General features: G+C 54.7%; 15 protein-coding genes. 10 read left to right on the top strand and 5 right to left on the bottom strand.

The window, feature by feature from the left end; all coding sequences use genetic code 11:
* Window positions 1-20 precede the first annotated feature (20 nt).
* Both tcdA and EYB48_RS16385 read left to right on the top strand, forming a co-directional pair.
* Window positions 21-842 (top strand): tRNA cyclic N6-threonylcarbamoyladenosine(37) synthase TcdA, encoded by an 822-nt coding sequence (tcdA, locus tag EYB48_RS16390; RefSeq protein ID WP_162021448.1) that lies wholly within the window; start codon window positions 21-23, stop codon window positions 840-842.
* Window positions 843-861: 19 nt separating this feature from the next.
* Window positions 862-1,353, top strand: coding sequence for a chemotaxis protein CheW (locus EYB48_RS16385; protein ID WP_162021447.1), 492 nt, complete (start codon window positions 862-864; stop codon window positions 1,351-1,353).
* 49 nt (window positions 1,354-1,402) lie between these two features.
* Here the strand turns inward: EYB48_RS16385 and EYB48_RS16380 are convergent, their stop codons facing one another.
* The 4 genes from EYB48_RS16380 to EYB48_RS16365 form a co-directional block, all read right to left on the bottom strand.
* Complete coding sequence (locus EYB48_RS16380; RefSeq protein ID WP_162021446.1) at window positions 1,403-2,173, bottom strand: TonB family protein; 771 nt, start codon at window positions 2,171-2,173, stop codon at window positions 1,403-1,405.
* Between the two features lie 554 nt (window positions 2,174-2,727).
* Window positions 2,728-3,768: a GMP reductase gene (locus tag EYB48_RS16375; protein WP_162021445.1), complete on the bottom strand. Its 1,041-nt coding sequence runs from the start codon at window positions 3,766-3,768 to the stop codon at window positions 2,728-2,730.
* Between the two features lie 188 nt (window positions 3,769-3,956).
* Window positions 3,957-4,886: a metallophosphoesterase family protein gene (locus EYB48_RS16370; protein ID WP_162021444.1), complete on the bottom strand. Its 930-nt coding sequence runs from the start codon at window positions 4,884-4,886 to the stop codon at window positions 3,957-3,959.
* Window positions 4,887-5,017: 131 nt separating this feature from the next.
* Window positions 5,018-7,651 carry a heavy metal translocating P-type ATPase gene (locus tag EYB48_RS16365; RefSeq protein WP_162021443.1) on the bottom strand — a complete coding sequence of 878 codons (2,634 nt, stop codon included), beginning with the start codon at window positions 7,649-7,651 and terminating at the stop codon, window positions 5,018-5,020.
* 181 nt (window positions 7,652-7,832) lie between these two features.
* On the opposite strand from EYB48_RS16365, the gene EYB48_RS16360 reads away from it, so the two are divergent.
* The 8 genes from EYB48_RS16360 (at window position 7,833) to EYB48_RS16325 (ending at window position 16,199) form a co-directional block, all read left to right on the top strand.
* Entirely contained in the window at window positions 7,833-8,264 is a 432-nt protein-coding gene (locus EYB48_RS16360) for a MerR family transcriptional regulator (RefSeq protein ID WP_162021442.1), read from the top strand.
* 174 nt (window positions 8,265-8,438) lie between these two features.
* Window positions 8,439-8,681, top strand: a complete 243-nt coding sequence (locus tag EYB48_RS16355) for a hypothetical protein (protein WP_162021441.1) — start codon at window positions 8,439-8,441, stop codon at window positions 8,679-8,681.
* Between the two features lie 61 nt (window positions 8,682-8,742).
* The gene (locus tag EYB48_RS16350) at window positions 8,743-10,014 is read left to right on the top strand and encodes an efflux RND transporter periplasmic adaptor subunit (RefSeq protein ID WP_162021440.1); all 1,272 of its coding nucleotides are present in this window, start codon (window positions 8,743-8,745) and stop codon (window positions 10,012-10,014) included.
* Between the two features lie 9 nt (window positions 10,015-10,023).
* Window positions 10,024-10,749, top strand: a complete 726-nt coding sequence (locus tag EYB48_RS16345) for an ABC transporter ATP-binding protein (RefSeq protein ID WP_162021439.1) — start codon at window positions 10,024-10,026, stop codon at window positions 10,747-10,749.
* Between the two features lie 13 nt (window positions 10,750-10,762).
* On the top strand, window positions 10,763-12,076 hold the full coding sequence (locus EYB48_RS16340; protein ID WP_162021438.1) for an ABC transporter permease: 1,314 nt from the start codon (window positions 10,763-10,765) through the stop codon (window positions 12,074-12,076).
* A gap of 8 nt (window positions 12,077-12,084) precedes the next feature.
* A complete protein-coding gene (locus tag EYB48_RS16335) occupies window positions 12,085-13,341 on the top strand; it encodes an FtsX-like permease family protein (protein ID WP_162021437.1) in 1,257 nt (418 codons plus the stop codon).
* Window positions 13,342-13,425: 84 nt separating this feature from the next.
* Window positions 13,426-14,781, top strand: a complete 1,356-nt coding sequence (locus EYB48_RS16330; protein ID WP_162021436.1) for a sigma-54-dependent transcriptional regulator — start codon at window positions 13,426-13,428, stop codon at window positions 14,779-14,781.
* Window positions 14,778-16,199 carry a sensor histidine kinase gene (locus EYB48_RS16325; RefSeq protein ID WP_162021435.1) on the top strand — a complete coding sequence of 474 codons (1,422 nt, stop codon included), beginning with the start codon at window positions 14,778-14,780 and terminating at the stop codon, window positions 16,197-16,199. The genes EYB48_RS16330 and EYB48_RS16325 overlap by 4 nt, the downstream gene beginning before the upstream one ends.
* A 92-nt stretch (window positions 16,200-16,291) precedes the next feature.
* On the opposite strand, the gene EYB48_RS16320 is transcribed toward EYB48_RS16325, so the two are convergent.
* Window positions 16,292-17,389, bottom strand: a complete 1,098-nt coding sequence (locus EYB48_RS16320; RefSeq protein ID WP_162021434.1) for an alkene reductase — start codon at window positions 17,387-17,389, stop codon at window positions 16,292-16,294.
* Window positions 17,390-17,490 lie beyond the last annotated feature (101 nt).

The raw sequence follows: 17,490 nt of genomic DNA, 5'->3' as shown, positions 1-17,490 counted from the left end.
AATTCACCATTACTTCAATTATGCAACAAGATTCAGAAATCGACTTTGACCGTCGTTTTGGCGGCGTCGCCCGCTTGTATGGCAGTGCCGGACTGGCACGTTTTCAATCTGCACATATCTGCGTGATCGGCGTCGGTGGCGTTGGTTCCTGGGTGGTGGAGGCGCTCGCTCGCAGCGCCATCGGACGCTTCACCATGATAGATCTGGATAATGTGGCGGAATCGAATATCAATCGTCAGATTCAGGCCACCACCGATACACTGGGCAAAGCAAAAGTTACCGCGTTGTCTGAAAGAATACGGCTGATTAATCCAACTTGTCAGGTCACAGAGCTTGAAGATTTCATTACAGCTGATAATCTGGAACAAATGCTATCTGCGCCGTTTGATTACGTGATTGATGCGATCGACGATGTGAAAGCGAAAACGGCACTGATTGCGTACTGCCGTCAGCACCAGCTTCCTTTAATCACGATAGGCGCAGCGGGTGGACAAACTGATCCGTCGAAAATAGAAATCCGCGATTTATCGCGTACTGAGCAAGAGCCCTTGCTGGCGCTGGTACGTAAGCGTTTGCGGCAGAATCACGGCTTCCCGCGTGGCACCAAGAATAAATTCGGGATTGATGCTGTGTTTTCTATGGAAGTGCTGACCATGCCAGAATCTGCCGAGGTGTGTGAGGTGGATGCCGGTGGGGCAGAGAATGCCGGGATTACCGGCCTCAATTGCGCAGGTTTCGGATCTTCAGTGGTGGTGACAGCTTCATTTGGGCTCATGGCTGCAGCCCATGTGCTGCGCAAGCTGGCAGGTATAGGACAAAAAGCAGTCACGACGACCGGTTAAATATGAAAGGGAGTATGAAATGAGTGAAGTCGTATCGCAGGATGAGGTAGTTCAGGCAGCCGCTGGCGAACAGGAGTATCTGGCCTTCCGTCTGGGGGCAGAGGAATATGGAATACACATCCTGCAGACTCAGGAAATCCGTAATCTGGAAGCGCTGACGCGGATTGCCAATGCACCGGATTACCTGCGTGGCGTGCTGAATCTGCGTGGTGTAATCGTACCTGTGGTCGACATGCGCTTACGCTTTGGCACTGGCGAAGCCAGGATGGACGAGGCGACCGTCAATATCATCCTCAATATCCGGGGTCACGTGATTGGGATGATGGTAGACAGCGTATCCGATGTCGTCACACTGCCTCATTCCTCCATCAAGCCGCCGCCAGAATTGGGTTCGGTATTTTCCACTGACTTCATCACCGGTCTGGGCGAAGTAGATCAGCGTATGTTGATTTTGCTGGATATCGATAAGCTCATGAGCAGCCCTGAGCTCGGTTTGATACAGCCTGCCTGATATACATACCGGGTCGCATAGACTGCCGCCCGGTATGTGACCGCCACGGTTATTGATCCAGTTTAAAGCTGAATTCAGCAACCGTGGTCTGCGCCTTGGAGATCGGTGCATACTTCCATTGGCTGGCGGCAGCAATCACTTCCTTATCAAACATTTTTGCTGGTCTGGCCTTCAGAATTTCAACCTGGGATACCCGGCCATCTGCTTCTACGTGCAGTTTGGCGCTCACGCTGCCTTCTGCGATACCCGCACGGGCCGCCGCCGTCGGGTATTTAGGCTGCACCCTGTTCAGCAATTTCAAACTGGTGTTTTGTTCTGGCTCAGGTGCTTTGGCGACCGGAGCGGGTGCCACCGTGGCTGGTGCGACTTCCGGGGCTTTGGTGGCCGGTACTGCGGCGGCGGTCTGTACGGCTGCAGGCGTGGCTTGCGCCGGTGCCGGAATCGGGGTCACAGTTTCTTTGATAGCGCTGGTCGCAGTTTTAGGCGCTGCAGCTTTGCTTTCCAGTGCCTTCTTCGCTTCTGCTGCCTGTTTTTCTTTTGCTTCGCGCGCCAGTTTTTCTTCTTGTGCGATTTGTGCCGGCGTTTTCTTGGAAGCCTGATCCATCCACTTGGTCACGTCGGCAGTATGCGCGTGTTTGACCGGGTCTTTCACCAGTCCGGTAGGTTGGCTGTTGCTGGTGCTGGCTGCACTTGCTGCATCGGCTGCAGGTGCAACAGGTTCAGGATCTTTGGAACAGGCGGATAACAACATACCGCCACAAACAAAAACAAGTGCTGGCGCAGACATGGCTGGCCATGCTTTTTTAACTACCTTCTTCATATCTCTCCACATACAAATCGGTTTTTACATTGCAGAATCTGGCACTGGCGCGATCTCCGTCGGCTTTTGCCATGAAATGCGGGCTCGCTGAGCACAGCATGATTCAGAATCAGGACTTTCGCAAAATCGCTCCAGCTGCGTTTTGGCTCCAAGTTGCACACCTTGTACACTGCGTACTGCCTGCGTCGCGAGGCCTTGCCGGGACAATTTTGCGTCAGTCCTGAGGATGTATTCTGTTTATTTTGAAACTATGCTGCCACGGAAATTTTCTTATCGCAATGATTGATGAATAACAATTTTCATTGTTACCAGCTTGAATTACCTGTTTTACCTAGCAGGGATCATGCCAATCAGAAATGTTGATTGTGGTAAATTTGCCGCATAGGCAGGGAAGGCTGGACGGGCAGCAAAGAGGCAGAGAGTATCCGCTTAGGGGCAGGAGTCATGCGGAAGCAGAGGCAGTGTTGCCTCCGACCCGACTCACGAAAAAGCCGTGCTGCATTCTGGTGCAGCACGGCTTGTTAGAGCGCTACTTTAGTGCTGTCAGGATCAGATCAGGACTTACCAAACACTTCGTTCAACTGCTGAGTCACGCGTATGAAGGTGGTGCGTTTGGTCAGCTCCTTGAGCTTGTGCGCGCCGACATAGGTGCAGGCTGAGCGTACGCCACCCAGGATGTCTTGCAGGCTGGCATCGACTGGGCCACGGTAAGGAATCAGCACTTCTTTACCTTCAGAAGCGCGGTATTTGGCAACACCACCCGCATATTTATCCATCGCAGCGCGGCTGCTCATGCCGTAGAAGCGTTTGAATTGCTGACCATCGCGCTCGACCAGATCACCCGCACATTCATCGTGACCAGCCAGCATACCGCCCAGCATGATGAAGTCGGCGCCGCCACCAAAGGCCTTGGCCAGATCACCCGGCACGACGCAGCCACCATCGGCGCAAATTTGTCCACCCAGACCGTGGGCTGCATCCGCGCATTCGATAATCGCCGATAACTGCGGATAGCCAACACCGGTCATTTTGCGTGTGGTGCAGACCGAACCGGGACCAATGCCGACTTTCACGATGTCCGCGCCTGCCAGGATCAGCTCTTCTGTGATGTCACCGGTCACCACATTACCGGCCATGATGGTCAGATGTGGGTAGGTATCACGGACTTTTTTGACGAAATGGATGAAGGTTTCAGTGTAGCCATTGGCGACATCGATACAGACGTATTCGATCGCATTATGGGCACGCGTCATCACGGTGGTGAATTTTTCAAAATCACTCTGGGTGATGCCCATGGAGTAAAACGCGGTCGATTTTTTTTCCAGCGAGCTGAAATACGCGACCAGGGTATCAACGTCGTAATGCTTATGCAGGGCGACCGATAACTGATGGCCTTCCAGTGCGCGCGCCATTTCTATGGTGCCGGTGGAATCCATATTGGCTGCGATGATAGGAATGCCGTGGTAAGTTTTACGTGAATGGCGGAATACAAATTCACGCGCTAATTCGACTTGGGAACGGGATGTCAGGGTTGAGCGCTTAGGACGTATCAAAACGTCTTTAAAGTCCAGTCTCAGGGTTTCTTCGATGTGCATAACGACTCCGTAATGCGTCTGGCGGACGCGGGAAAAGGCAGTTTTGTCGAGAAGACGAACAAAACCGTTGAGCCGTAGTTCAGTATAGTCCTGAAGCGGCCTTCGTTTGCATCAGATTTATGGATACCGGGTATCACGCTTAGCGTATACCCGGCGCAAAGTCATGGTTGAGTCAACTCAGCCTCAACTTAGTGACAGCTGCCTTTGCCCTTGTCGCTGAAGTTACCGTCACCGACAGAAATGAAGTCCCATTCATAGGATTTCTCATGCAAAACCAGTTTCAGCACGCCATGGGTATTGTTGTCACGGATTTCTGTCGTGCCCTTAGGGAAAAACATAGGCGTGAGTTTGGCACCGCCAGTGCCCACCACGAAGCTGCGTATGCCGCCTTGCTCATCTTTATCGCCATTGCCATTCATCGGTGCGAAGCGTTCGTAATCGTGGTCATGTGAGGTCAGCACGATATCTGCTTTGGCATCGGCCAGCATTTTCCAGACCGGGTGCATGAAACTGTTATTGCCGTGTCCGCCTGAGCTGTAAGCCGGATGGTGCCAGAACGCGAGTGTGCATTGCTTTTGATTGCTGCTTAATTCTTCGCGCAGCCACTCGATTTGTTTTTGCATCTGACTGCCGCTCAGATTGCTGTTAATCGACAGGATATGCCATTGCCCTATGCGTTTGCTGTAATAGCCGCGCCGTTCCGGCCCTGCGATGTCACCGAAATAATTGTAATAACCCAGCGCCTTAGGCTGACCGTAGTCATGGTTGCCGGGTGAGGGCAGGGTGCGCTCCTTAAAGCGGCCCCAGGTCGGATCGTAGCAATTCGCGAATTCTTCTGGCTTACCAATCGGGTAGGTATTGTCACCCAGGGTCATGGCATAGGCATTGCTGTCTTTTTCCAGCGCAGCCAGGATCAGATCCGACGTGCGCGCCGCCATGGTGTCGCCCGCTGGCTGCTTACGGCAGTCGGCAATATCACCAGCGATATACAGCGTGAGCGGGCTTTTCAGTTTTTGGGTTTTTTTGATTTGCGCTACTTGCGATACCTGGTCGTTAGCACGCAGACTGGTGCTCAGTAACAGGCCGGAAAGAAGAGGAAGTAAATAATACAGTCGCATAATTGAGATAAGGGGTACAGGTGCAGATGCAGGTGGCAGCGGCTAAGGCTGGCGGCCAAAAAATAGCTATTTTACCTGAGGCCGCTGGACAGAGACCGATACTCTCTGTCCGCAGCGGCACTTGGCATGACTTACAGACGCGCGTGTCGCAAGCGCAGCGCATTGGTGATGACAGATACCGAACTCAGACTCATCGCTGCGCTCGCGATCATGGGACTCAGCAAGATGCCTAACCATGGGAACAGAACACCGGCCGCAACCGGCACACCTGTCAGGTTATAGGCAAACGCAAAAAACAGGTTTTGCCGGATATTACGCATGCTGAGTTTGGACAACTTGCGTGCTTTCGCGATGCCGCGTAAATCACCTTTGACCAGCACCACATGGGCGCTCTGCATCGCAATGTCGGTGCCGTTGCCCATAGCAATACCGACGTTCGCCTGCGCTAATGCCGGGGCATCGTTGATACCATCGCCCGCCATCGCCACGACACTGCCTGCTGCCTGTAATTGCTGCACCATACGGAATTTATCTTCTGGCCGCACATCGGCATGGACTTCCCGTATGCCTAACTGGGTGGCTACCGCATTGGCGGTGGCGGCATTGTCGCCGGTCATCAGGATCAGACGCAGGCCTTGCGCCTGCAAGTCAGCGACCGCTTGCAGGCTGCCGGACTTGATGCTGTCCGCCACGCTGATCAATGCCAGACATTGCTGACCGACGGCCAGCCCCATCACTGTGTGCGCCTGTTGTTGTGCGAGCTGGGCCTGATGTTGCCAGTAGGTGGTATCGATACCCAGCGATTGCAGGTAACTGAGCTTGCCGAGTATCACGGTCTGTGCACCGGCCTGCATACCGGACGGTGTAGCGATCTTAGCGCGTACCCCCATGCCGGTGACCGCTTCAAACTGGCTCAGTTGCACATCTGGCAGGCTGGCTGCGGAATGTTCAGATTCTGCATAGTGCACAATGGCTTGCGCCAGCGGATGTTCGCTCTGGCGCTCCAGTTGTAAAGCCAGGCTCAGCAGTTGTTGGCGATCGGCCGCAGGATGAACCTGGAAACTTTGCAGGCGTGGCTTGCCTTCGGTCAGGGTGCCGGTTTTATCGATGATCAGGGTATCGACGCGCTCCAGCAATTGCAGGGCTTCTGCATCTTTGATCAGTATGCCTTCCGACGCGCCGCGTCCTATGCCAACGGTGACAGAAATCGGCGTTGCCAGTCCCAGTGCGCACGGACAAGCGATGATCAGCACCGATACCGCAGCCATCAGACCGTTAGCCAGTGCGGGTTGTGGGCCGAAAAAGGCCCACAAGCCAAACGCAGCAAGGGCGATGAAAATCACAGCCGGTACAAACCAGCCCGCGACTGCATCTGCCAGTTTTTGTACCGGTGCGCGTGAGCGGCTGGCCTGATTCACCATCGCGATGATGCCAGCCAGCAGGGTGTCGCGGCCTACCCGTTCTGCACGCAGGGTGAAACTGCCTTGTTGATTCAGGGTGCCGGCTGCAACTGTATCGCCCGCCTGTTTGGCTTGCGCTGCCGCTTCGCCGGTAATCATGGATTCATCGACATAGGATTGCCCGTCCTGCACTTTGCCATCGACCGGAATATGGGCACCGGGTTTGACACGCAATACGTCACCGACCTGCACCTGATCCAGTGCCACTTCCTGCTCGCTGCCATCGGGCAGCACGCGCAAGGCGGTGGCCGGTGTCAGTGACAGCAGCGCTTTAATCGCACTGCTGGTTTGGAAGCGTGCGCGCAGTTCCAGCACCTGACCCAGTAATACCAGACTGATGATGACTGCCGCGGCCTCAAAGTACAGCGGCACCATGCCATCCATACGGAAGGCTGGCGGCAAACTGTCGGGGAAAATTAACGCGACCAGACTGAACAAATAGGCGCTGCCGGTGCCGACACCAATCAGGCTGAACATATTCAGATGACGGCTTTGAAATGAGCTGAGTGCGCGTTCAAAAAACGGTCGCCCCAACCACAGCACCACCGGTGTTGCGAGCGCAAACTGCAGCCAGTTAAAGACTTGCATACCCAGCAGCCTGTGCATGGACAGTGCTGGCACCATATCCAGCATGGTGAGCAGCAACAGGGGCAGTGCCAGCAGCAGACTGATGCGGAAGCGGCGCGTCATATCATCGAGTTCGCTGGTGTCTTCATGCATGCTGGCTTCTTTTGGCTCCAGCGCCATGCCGCAGATAGGGCAAATGCCGGGACCGATTTGTTCGATCTCAGGGTCCATAGGACACATATACACGGCGCCCGGATCTGCCGGTGCAGCAGCGGGGCGCTGCGCAGGATCGAGCCAGCGTTGCGGTGACTGACTGAATTTTTGCAGGCAGGACGCACAGCAGAAATAATAGGACTGTCCCGCATGCGTGGTTTGATGCACGGATTCGGCATTGACGCGCATGCCGCAGACCGGATCGGTGTGAGCACCTAGTGCATCGGTTTGCATCTGGTCCTGGCCGCCGCAGCATGATGTGCTGCTGGCAGGCACTGGTACTGCGCTGGCAGCAGGACTGGTCTGACCCAGTTGTATCACCTTCTTCTTTTTCACGTAGCGCCCGGGTTCAGCCTCGAACCGGCTGACACAGGTCGGGCTGCAGAAGTAATACGCGACGCCTTGAAAGCGCGTGGTCTTCTCGCTTTTGGCGACCTGCATGCCGCACACCGGGTCGGTGTATTTTTTTTCATTCTGCTGCGCTGGCTGGTGTGCGCAGCAATCGCCTTGATGCTGATGTTGCATAAGAACTCCTGATTCTTTGTTTTCTGTTAGGACTTAGGCAAAACAGACGCTGGCGTTGTTGCGTTCGCCTCGCCGTACAGTTGTACTGTCTTCGTCTCCGCGTCTAGCCAGCGCAATTTTGCGTAAGTCCTCTCTGTATCATAGACTCTGTACCTGAGAACGGAGTCAAGGAGAATTTAAAATGTCAGCTAAGTCGGCGAAATCTGATCAGGATCAACTCACCATAGGCCAGCTCGCGCGCGCGGCGGGTGTTGGTGTCGAGACCATACGCTACTACCAGCGCCGCGCTCTGTTACCGGTACCACAGACAGCGAGCGGCTTTCGTACTTATCCAACTGCATTGGCAGAGCGGATACGCTTTATCAAGCGGGCGCAGGAACTGGGTTTCAGCCTGGACGAAATCGGGCATTTACTGATGCTGGAAGAATGTAATGACAAAAGCGCGATACGCGATATCGCACAGGACAGACTGACACAGGTCAGATCCAAACTGGCGGATTTGCGTCAGATGGAAAGCATGCTGTCACAACTGATCCATGCCTGCGCTGCTGCCTCGCAGCAGGCGCAATGTCCCATCATCGAGGCCTTAGCCCATCCCTCACCGGACAACTGAACATCGTCCGGCTACCTGTCCGCAAGCTGTCCGCTCACCTGTCCGCTTCGCGTGCGGACACTATCTGCGCTTCCTGAGAAAAAATAAATCCTGAATAAAAACAAGGGCTTAGTGTTTTCCTCTTGCCTGGCACGCATTCTGCAATAGAGTTTGCCAGCACCAGAGGAGAAACAGATGGCACTTTTTGTTGATGTTGAAAACAGTTTGCGGATAACAGCTTGCCTGCGACATCTGATGTCGTTTGTGCTGGCTGCGTGCTGCCTGCTGAGCGGCGTTCATCTGTGGTCACAGGGTAGTCAGCGCATCATCACCACACAGTATGTGAGGCAAACGGACAGCAGCGCGGTGCGCCTGGTCACGCACACCTGGCACTGGGATGGCGTCATGCTGCAAGTACGTTACATCCGTCGTGCTTAGTTACGACGCTGTATGTAAAGCACTACCAGCTAGAAATTTAATGGAGAGGGATAGAGAAAAAATGGGTATCAGGGATACTTCACAACAGGATATGGTGATCGCCGCACCACGCTGGTGGCGTCAGCGCCGCTGGCAAATTGCTGTGCTGGCGATAGCTTTACTGGCGCTTGTACTTTATTTCAGTCTGCGTATGCGCAGCGATAGTTCACGTTCATTTTCTATGGCGCGCATCAGCGTGGCAGAAGTGAAAACCGGCACGCTGGTACGCGATGCTGCAGTCAATGGCCGGCTGGTCGCTGCCAATAGCCCAAGCTTGTTTGCGGGCAGTGCCGGTACCGTGCAATTACTGGTCAAGGCGGGTGATGCGGTCAGGAAGGGCGATGTGCTGGCTGAATTGGAATCGCCGGATTTGCAATCTGAACTCAAGCGTGAGCAGGCAATTTTGGATCAGCTGGAGGCGGAAATCGCACGTCAGAAAATCCTGGCACGCAAACAGAAATTGCTGGCGGTCAGAGATGCTGACCAAGCTGAGATCGAGCGGGTTGCGGCTGAGCGTGCCTTTCAGCGTATAGAAAAAGCCGGTGTGGCCGGGGTAGTACAAAAAAATGAATTCCAGCGCGTGCAGGATAACCTGCACAGTGCGGAAATCCGCGCCAGACATGCGTCTCAGGCCAGTTTGCTGGAAAGTGAGGATGTCGATCTGGTGCTGAAATCCAGAATCGCACAATGGCAGCAGCAACGTCTGCACAAGGAAAATCTGGAGCGGCGGGTGGCAGAATTACGCCTGCGGGCACCGGTTGATGGTGTGGTTGGTACGCTGGCTGTAGCCAACCGCAGTGTGGTGACTGCCAATGCCGCTTTGATGACGCTGATCGACTTGTCGCAGTTAGAAGTTGAGCTGGAAATTCCGGAAAGCTATGTCGCTGATTTAGGCATAGGGATGCGCGTCGAGCTTGATATCAATGGCATCAAGGCGCAAGGCAAGTTATCTGCGATGTCGCCGGAAGTGGTCAAAAATCAGGTGCTGGCACGGGTCCGTTTTGATGCTGAGGTGCCAGCTGGTTTGCGCCAAAGTCAGCGTGTGTCTGCACGTTTGCTGATAGAAGAAAAAAAGAATGTCTTACTGGTACAGCGTGGCGCTTTTGTTGAGAGCGAAGGTGGGCGCTATGTGTATGTACTTAAAGATGGTATCGCCACCCGCACCCCGGTGCGCATGGGCGCGACCAGCATTGCTGCAGTTGAATTCATCAGCGGTCTGAAGCCCGGCGATCAGGTGATCATTTCCGGAACTGAGTTATTTGAACAAGCCCAGGCTGTCCGCATTCACCCTTAGGAGTCACAGATGTTACGTATGAACGCATTGAGTAAGGTATATCGCACTCATCTGATCGAAACCCACGCTTTACGTGGATTTGAAATTCATGTGCGCGAAGGCGAATTTGTTACCGTGACCGGGCCATCGGGTTCCGGCAAAACCACCTTTCTGAATATCGCCGGTTTGTTGGAAGATTTCACAGAAGGCGATTATTTTCTGGATGGCGTGAATGTGAAAGGCTTGACTGACCGCGAGCGTACCCGTTTGCGTAATGAAAAGCTGGGCTATATTTTTCAGGGCTTTAATCTGATTCCGGACCTGAATCTGTTCGACAATGTGGATGTGCCTTTGCGGTATCGCGGCCTGCCCGCCAAAGAGCGCAAGCGCCGTATCGAGGAGGCGCTGGCGCAGGTTGGTCTGGCCTCCAGAGCGAAGCATTATCCCGCAGAATTATCGGGTGGACAGCAACAGCGGGTGGCGATTGCGCGTGCACTGGCCGGTGAACCGAAAGTCCTGATGGCGGATGAACCTACCGGTAATCTCGATACCCAGATGGCACGCAGTGTGATGGAGCTACTGGAAGAGATTAATGCACGTGGCACCACCATACTGATGGTGACCCATGATCCCGAACTGGCGGTGCGCGCTCAAAGAAATGTCCACATCATTGATGGACAAGTCTCTGATCTGGTGCGCTCATCCCCGACGCTGGTGCAGGCTGCCATTGCCAGCATTGCCAACCAGCAGATTTGAGACAGGAGGCAGCATGTTTTCTTATTACCTGTGGCTGGGCTTTCGCAGTTTGCGCCGCCATCCCTGGCTGACTGGCCTGATGATACTGATACTGTCGGTCGGTGTGGCGGCCAGCATGTCTACTCTGACGATACTGCATGTGATGTCTGCCGATCCTATACCGTCTAAGAGTCAGCGCCTGTTCATTCCTGTGCTGGATAACGGCCCGGCGGAAGACTATACGCCGGGCGATAAACCGCGTGAAAAGCAGTTGTCCTATCAGGACGTGAACAATCTGCTACACAGTCCTATAGGCCTGCGCCGGGTTGGTCTGTATGGCATCGATGCCGTGATAGAAATGCCGCGCCGTGATCTGGGTGTGTTGGAAATTAATGGTATGGCAGCCAGCCGGGATTTTTTCGGCATGCTGGATGTGCCTTTTTTATTCGGCGGCAGCTGGTCGGAGCAGGATGATAGCAGTGGCCGCGATGTGGTCGTGCTGAGTCGTGCTATCGCTGAAAAAATGTTTGGCAAGACTAACCCGGTAGGAAGTCAGGTGACTATGTGGGGGCGTAGTTATCAGGTCAGTGGCGTGATGGATAGCTGGCGCTCTGAGCCTAAGTTCTATCGTTACAATGGCCGCGGTTCCGCCTTCAATGCGGAAGAGCAGTTTATCGTGCCTTTCTACAGCGCGATGCGTAACGAAACGCCGCATGCCGGAAATATGAGCTGTACCGGCAAGCGTGATCCGGGCTGGCAGGCATTGTTGCGCTCAGAATGTCTGTGGCTGACATTTTGGTTTGAAGTGAGCGATGCGGCTGAGCGTAAGCAAGTGCAGGCCTATCTGGATGGCTATGTCAGTGAACAGCAAAAAATCGGACGTTTTCCACGTCATGCTGCCAACAGCCTGTTCAATGTTCCTGAGTGGCTGGTGGAGGTGAAGCTGGTGGGCGATGACGATAAATTATCGGCCTGGCTGGCGGCTGGTTTTTTATTGTTATGCCTGGTGAATACCATCGGTTTGTTGCTGGCAAAATTCTCCAGTCGGGCCGCTGAGATTGGTGTCAGGCGCGCCTTGGGCGCATCGCGGCGGGATATCTTTTTTCAGGTATTGATAGAAAGCGGAGTAATCGGTCTGGTTGGTGCGCTAAGCGGCATGCTGTTATCCCTGTTGTTCCTGAAACTGATCGCTTTACAGGCCGGGTATTTGCGCGCTGTCGCCCATATGGACTGGCGTATGTTGCTGCTGACGCTGCTGATGTCTGTTGCTGCCGCCTTACTGGCTGGTCTGCTGCCGACCTGGCGTGCCTGCCAGATTTCTCCAGCCCTGCAATTAAAGTCACAGTGAGGCTAACGATGAATTCTATCCATTCTTATTTTCCTATTAAACCAATCTTGCTGGCACTGCTCAGGAATAAAACCGGACCATTGCTGGTCGCATTGCAGATTGCCTTAAGTCTGGCGATTTTATCGAATGCGATTTATCTGGTGAATCAACGCCTGACGATGGCGGCTCGTCCCAGTGGTATCGCGCAGGAACAGGATGTGTTTTATCTGCACATCAGTAATCAGCGTGCTGCCGGGCATGAGGAGCAGTTAGCCATGCAAAAACGCGAGGAACAAGTGATGCGCGCAGTACCCGGCGTATTGGGTGTGGCAAGGACGAATTCCATGCCCATGTCGCAATCTGGCAGCACTACCAATGTCGCCAGTCAGCGCGATGGTCCGGCGACCGAGGGCAGTGCTGCCATGTATGTGTCGCCCGGTTCTCTGATTCAGGTATTGGGTCTGCGCCTGACCGAGGGGCGGGATTTTTCAGCACAGGATGTGGTGGAGCTGGATCAGAATGCCGCCAGCGATTTACCGCCGGCGGTGATTATTACTCAGGCCATGGGCAAGCTCTTATTTCCGGATGCGAGTGCTTATCTGGGCAAAGAGTTTTTTTTCGGACGCGGACCGGGCGCAAATTCGGTACGTATTATTGGCGTGGTGGAGACCATGCAGACTTCAAGTGCGATGGAAGGCGTGGCGGGGGAAATTTCGGCGCTGATTCCTGTCAGACTGAGTAATGACGCGTATTCCGGCTATGTGTTGCGGGCGGCACCGGGTCAGCGCGATCGCGTGATGCAGCAAGTGGAACAGGCTTTGCGTAAAGATAGCGTCACACCATTGAATATCCGGCAGCGCACGGCAGATGCGATGCGTGAAGGACGTTACCGGCATGCGAAAGGCCTGTCCTGGATGTTGTTGGCTGTTTCTGGTTTGCTGATCCTGGTGACAGCCAGCGGTATCGTAGGCATGTGCAGTCTGGTGGTGAATCAGCGCAAACGGCAGATCGGTGTGCGGCGCGCACTGGGTGCCACCCGCTTGCATATTCTGCTGCATTTTCTGACGGAGAATGCGCTGATCAGCTTGCTGGGGGCTGGCATGGGCTGTGTGCTGGCGCTGGCGCTGAACCAGTTCCTGGTGCGGCAACTGGAGATCGCCCAGTTACCGCTCATGTATCTGGGTTTGTCCGTTGCTGTGTTCCTGATCTTGGGCATATGCGCTGCATGGGCGCCTGCCTGGCGTGCGGCTGGCATTGCACCCGCTACCGCCACCCGCAGCGTATAAGTGATGAAGTGATGACTCAATAGACGACAGCGTGCCGAGGCCGGATAATAGGCGTTCCTGGCCGCTGCCTGCAGAGAAGAAACGATGCCTACTGTATTAATTATTGATGACAATCTGTCGGTCGCGACCGCACTCGAAGTCTCCTTGTCCTTGCATGATCTGGATTGCGTGATTGCCACGTCACCGGAACAAGGGCTGGATTACCTGTCAACGCACAGTATCGATCTGGTGATACAGGATATGAACTTCAGTGCTGACACTACTTCAGGTCAGGAAGGCGTGTTGCTGTTCAAACGCATACGTGCGCACAGTCCTGACATGCCAGTAATACTGATTACGGCCTGGACTCATCTGGACATGGCGGTGGAACTGATCAAGGCAGGTGCGGCAGATTACATCGCCAAACCCTGGGATGATCAGCGTCTGATCACTACCGTACGTAATCTGATCGAACTGGGCCAGGCGAACCGGACTCTGCAGCGCCGCAACCAGCGCGAATTGCAGCAAAAACAGGCGCTGGAGGCAGACTTTGATTTATGCGGTTTGATCTGGCAGGACAGGGCGACGGCCAAGGTGCTGGAGGTCGCGTGTCAGGTCGCACGTTCCGGCGCACCGATACTGATTACCGGGCCAAATGGTGCAGGCAAAGAGCGGATTGCCGAGATCGTGCAGCGTAACTCAGCGGTGTGCGATGGCCCGTTTGTGATACTGAATTGCGGTGCCTTACCAGCCGAGCTGATCGAGGCAGAATTGTTCGGCAGCGAGAGTGGTGCCTACACGGGAGCGATGAAGGCACGTGAAGGCAAATTTGAAGCCGCAGATGGCGGCACCCTGTTCCTCGATGAAATCGGTAATCTGCCTTTAGCCGGACAGATGAAGCTGTTGCGGGTATTGGAGACCGGACGTTTTCAGCGCTTAGGTGCAAATCGCGAGCGTCAGGTCAGCGTGCGTGTCATCAGCGCCACCAATGCGGATTTGCCTGCCATGATCAAGGCCGGGCAGTTCCGTGAAGACCTGTATTACCGCCTGAATGTGATACAGCTGCATCTGCCTGCCTTAGCGGCCCGGCCTGACGATATTCTGCCGCTGGCACGCGCATTTCTGGGCAAGGACAAACACTTGAGTGAAGCTGCCTGTGCTGCTTTGCTTGCGCATAGCTGGCCTGGTAATGTGCGGGAATTGAAAAATCTGATGCAAAGGGCGCAGCTGCTGAGCAGTGCTGCGCAGATTACGGTGGCGGATCTTGGACTCAGCGCAGCAGTCGCAAAGAGCATGGCCGAGAATGAACCTGATAAAGCTGCGATTGAGCTGGCGCTGGTGCAGGCCGAGGGTGTGATTGCGCAGGCTGCTACGGCACTGGGTCTGAGCCGGCAATCTCTGTACCGGCGTATGGATCGTTTTGGCGTTCCGCGCTCAGGTTCAGGCTCAGGCTCAACATGAAAGAACAGGGCACACGGCATCAGCAGCGTACCCGCCACTTTGTCTCCGTGATCTGGCGGCTGTTCGCTGCGTTCGGCAGTCTGCTGCTGTTGGGCATAGCGGGGACGGCCTGGATCATGCAGATCAGGCCAGCCCAGCAGTGGCAACAGCTGTGCTGGCTGGCCTTGTTTGCTGGCCTGATGCTGCTGCTCACCATACTGCTGTTATATACGCTGCTGGCGCCGGTACTGGCGCTGTTCCGCGCCATCAGCGGGACTGTGCACAGTTATCGCGATGCTGACTACACCTTTAGCCTGTACTGGCCGCATCAGGATGAATTATCGCAATTGGTGGTGGCGCATAATGCGCTGGGTGACACGCTGCGGCAGCAAAGACTGGATCTGGTACAGCGTGAATTGCTGCTCGATACCATGGTGCAAAATACCCCGGTCGCGATGTTGCTGATCGCAGAGCAGGGTCATATCGTGTTTGCTAATCTGGCTGCGCGCCAGCTCTTATCTGAAGGCAAAAGACTGGAAGGTCTGACTTTGCCCGCGCTCTTGAATACCTTAGCACCTGCGGTGCGTGAAGCGATGGATAAAGGCGCTGATGGTTTGTTTACTGTGCCTGTGCTGAAGCTGAATTCCCTTGCGGCTGATATTGCTGAGTCCGGCACAGCTGAAGCTGACACCGATGAGGATGACGGCGAGCAGGTCTATCATCTGGCGCGCCGCCAGTTCAGCCTGAACGGCAAGTCGCATGAGCTGATCCTGTTACGTCATCTGACCACAGAGTTGCGGCGGCAGGAAGTGCAGACCTGGAAAAAACTGATACGCGTGATCAGTCATGAATTGAATAATTCACTGGCACCTATCGCTTCACTCGCGCATTCCGGGCAAGAGTTAGTGCGGCGCGGACAGACTGAACGTTTGCCAGCCATACTGGCGATGATGGAAGAGCGGGCACGTCATCTGGAGCAATTTATTTTGGGTTATGCGCGTTTCGCCAAGCTGCCTGCACCCAGACTGGAAAGCGTGAGCTGGTCACATTTTTTTTCTGGCTTGCGCAATCAGTTTGCGTTCGCCGGACCTGAACATGGAACCGACGGCTATGGATTGATGGATGTGGCGCAGATGGAGCAAGTGATGCTGAATTTACTCAGGAATGCGCATGAGTCTGGCAGTGCTTGCGGCGACATCAGCGTGGAGTTAAGGCCTATCTACGAGGGCTGGCGTATTGATGTATGCGACCGGGGCAGCGGTATGTCGGATGCGGTGATGACCAATGCACTGGTACCTTTTTACTCGACTAAACGCAGCGGCACCGGACTGGGACTGGCATTAGCGCGCGAAATCATAGAAGCACATGGCGGTCGCATCATGCTCAATAACCGGCCGGGTGGTGGCCTGCAGGTCAGCCTGATACTGCCGGGGCGCTGACTTGAGTAAGGCTGCTATCCCTGCTGCGGGGAGGCAGCAGGGATAGCAGAGACAGCAAGGAGAATCAATTCAGCTGCCTCAGCAGCGGCCGCTTAGGCCATGAAAGGATAATCGGTATAGCCTTTTTCTTCGCCACCGTAGAAAGTGCTGCGGTCTGGGGTATTCAGTTCTGCACCCGCAGCAAAGCGCTCCACCAGATCCGGATTGGCGATGTAAGGACGACCAAAAGCAACCGCATCAGCCAGGCCACTGGCGATCAGCGCATCGGCTTCAGCAGCCGTGTAGCCACCGCAGCAAATCAAGGTACCGGTGTAGGCTTCACGCAGCGCGTGACGGAAGGTGTCGGACAACTCTGCACCGCCAGCCCAGTCAGGTTCTGCGATATGCAGATAGGCGATCTGACGGCGGCTGAATTCGCGTGCCAGATACAGGGCCATCACTTCAGCTTCGCTATCGGCGATGCCATGTGCGACAAAGTTAGGTGAAATCCGCACGCCCACCCGGTCAGCACCGATTTCAGCAATGGCTACATCGACCGCTTCCAGCGTCAGACGCGCACGGTTTTCCAGGCTGCCACCATAGGCATCGGTACGCAGATTGCTATTGGTTGCCATAAATTGCTGCAACAGATAGCCATTCGCCGCATGGACTTCAACCAGATCAAAGCCTGCTTCACGTGCACGGATGGTCGCCTGGCGATATTGTTCGACGATACCAGGGATTTCTGCCAGTTCCAGTGCGCGTGGTACATCGGTCTGTACATTGGCTGGTGTGCCGTCAGGCTGAACCACGAAACACTGGCTGTTCGCTGCCTGTAATGCCGAAGCCGATACCGGTGCCTGTGCATTTTCCTGCAACAAATGATGTGAAATTCGGCCTACATGCCATAACTGCAGCGCAATCTTGCCACCTTTGGCATGCACTGCCTGCACCACTTCCGCCCAGCCAGCCTGTTGCGCATCGGTGTAGATGCCCGGTGTCCACGCATAGCCCTGGCCCTGACGCGAAATCTGGCTGGCTTCGGTCACGATCAGACCGGCACTGGCACGCTGCGCATAGTATTCGACATTCAGTGCACGTGGTACATCGCCAGGCTGACCAGCGCGTGAGCGCGTCAGTGGGGCCATCACGACACGGTTTTTCAGTGTGGCTTTACCTGCAGTCACAGGCGTCAGTAATTTATCTAACATGGGATTTCCTTTTGAAAAATTAACCGGAAAATTAGACCGGTCGTCTAGTTGTTGATTCAAAAAAAAGGGCCGGGCCCTGATGTGGATGTTCGCCGTTGACT

Source organism: Cognatundibacterium crateris, from assembly GCF_010078235.1.
Taxonomy (GTDB): domain Bacteria; phylum Pseudomonadota; class Gammaproteobacteria; order Burkholderiales; family Burkholderiaceae_D; genus Undibacterium; species Undibacterium crateris.
Note: the sequence above shows the minus strand (reverse complement) of the source record. Positions and strands in the feature narration are given on the sequence as shown.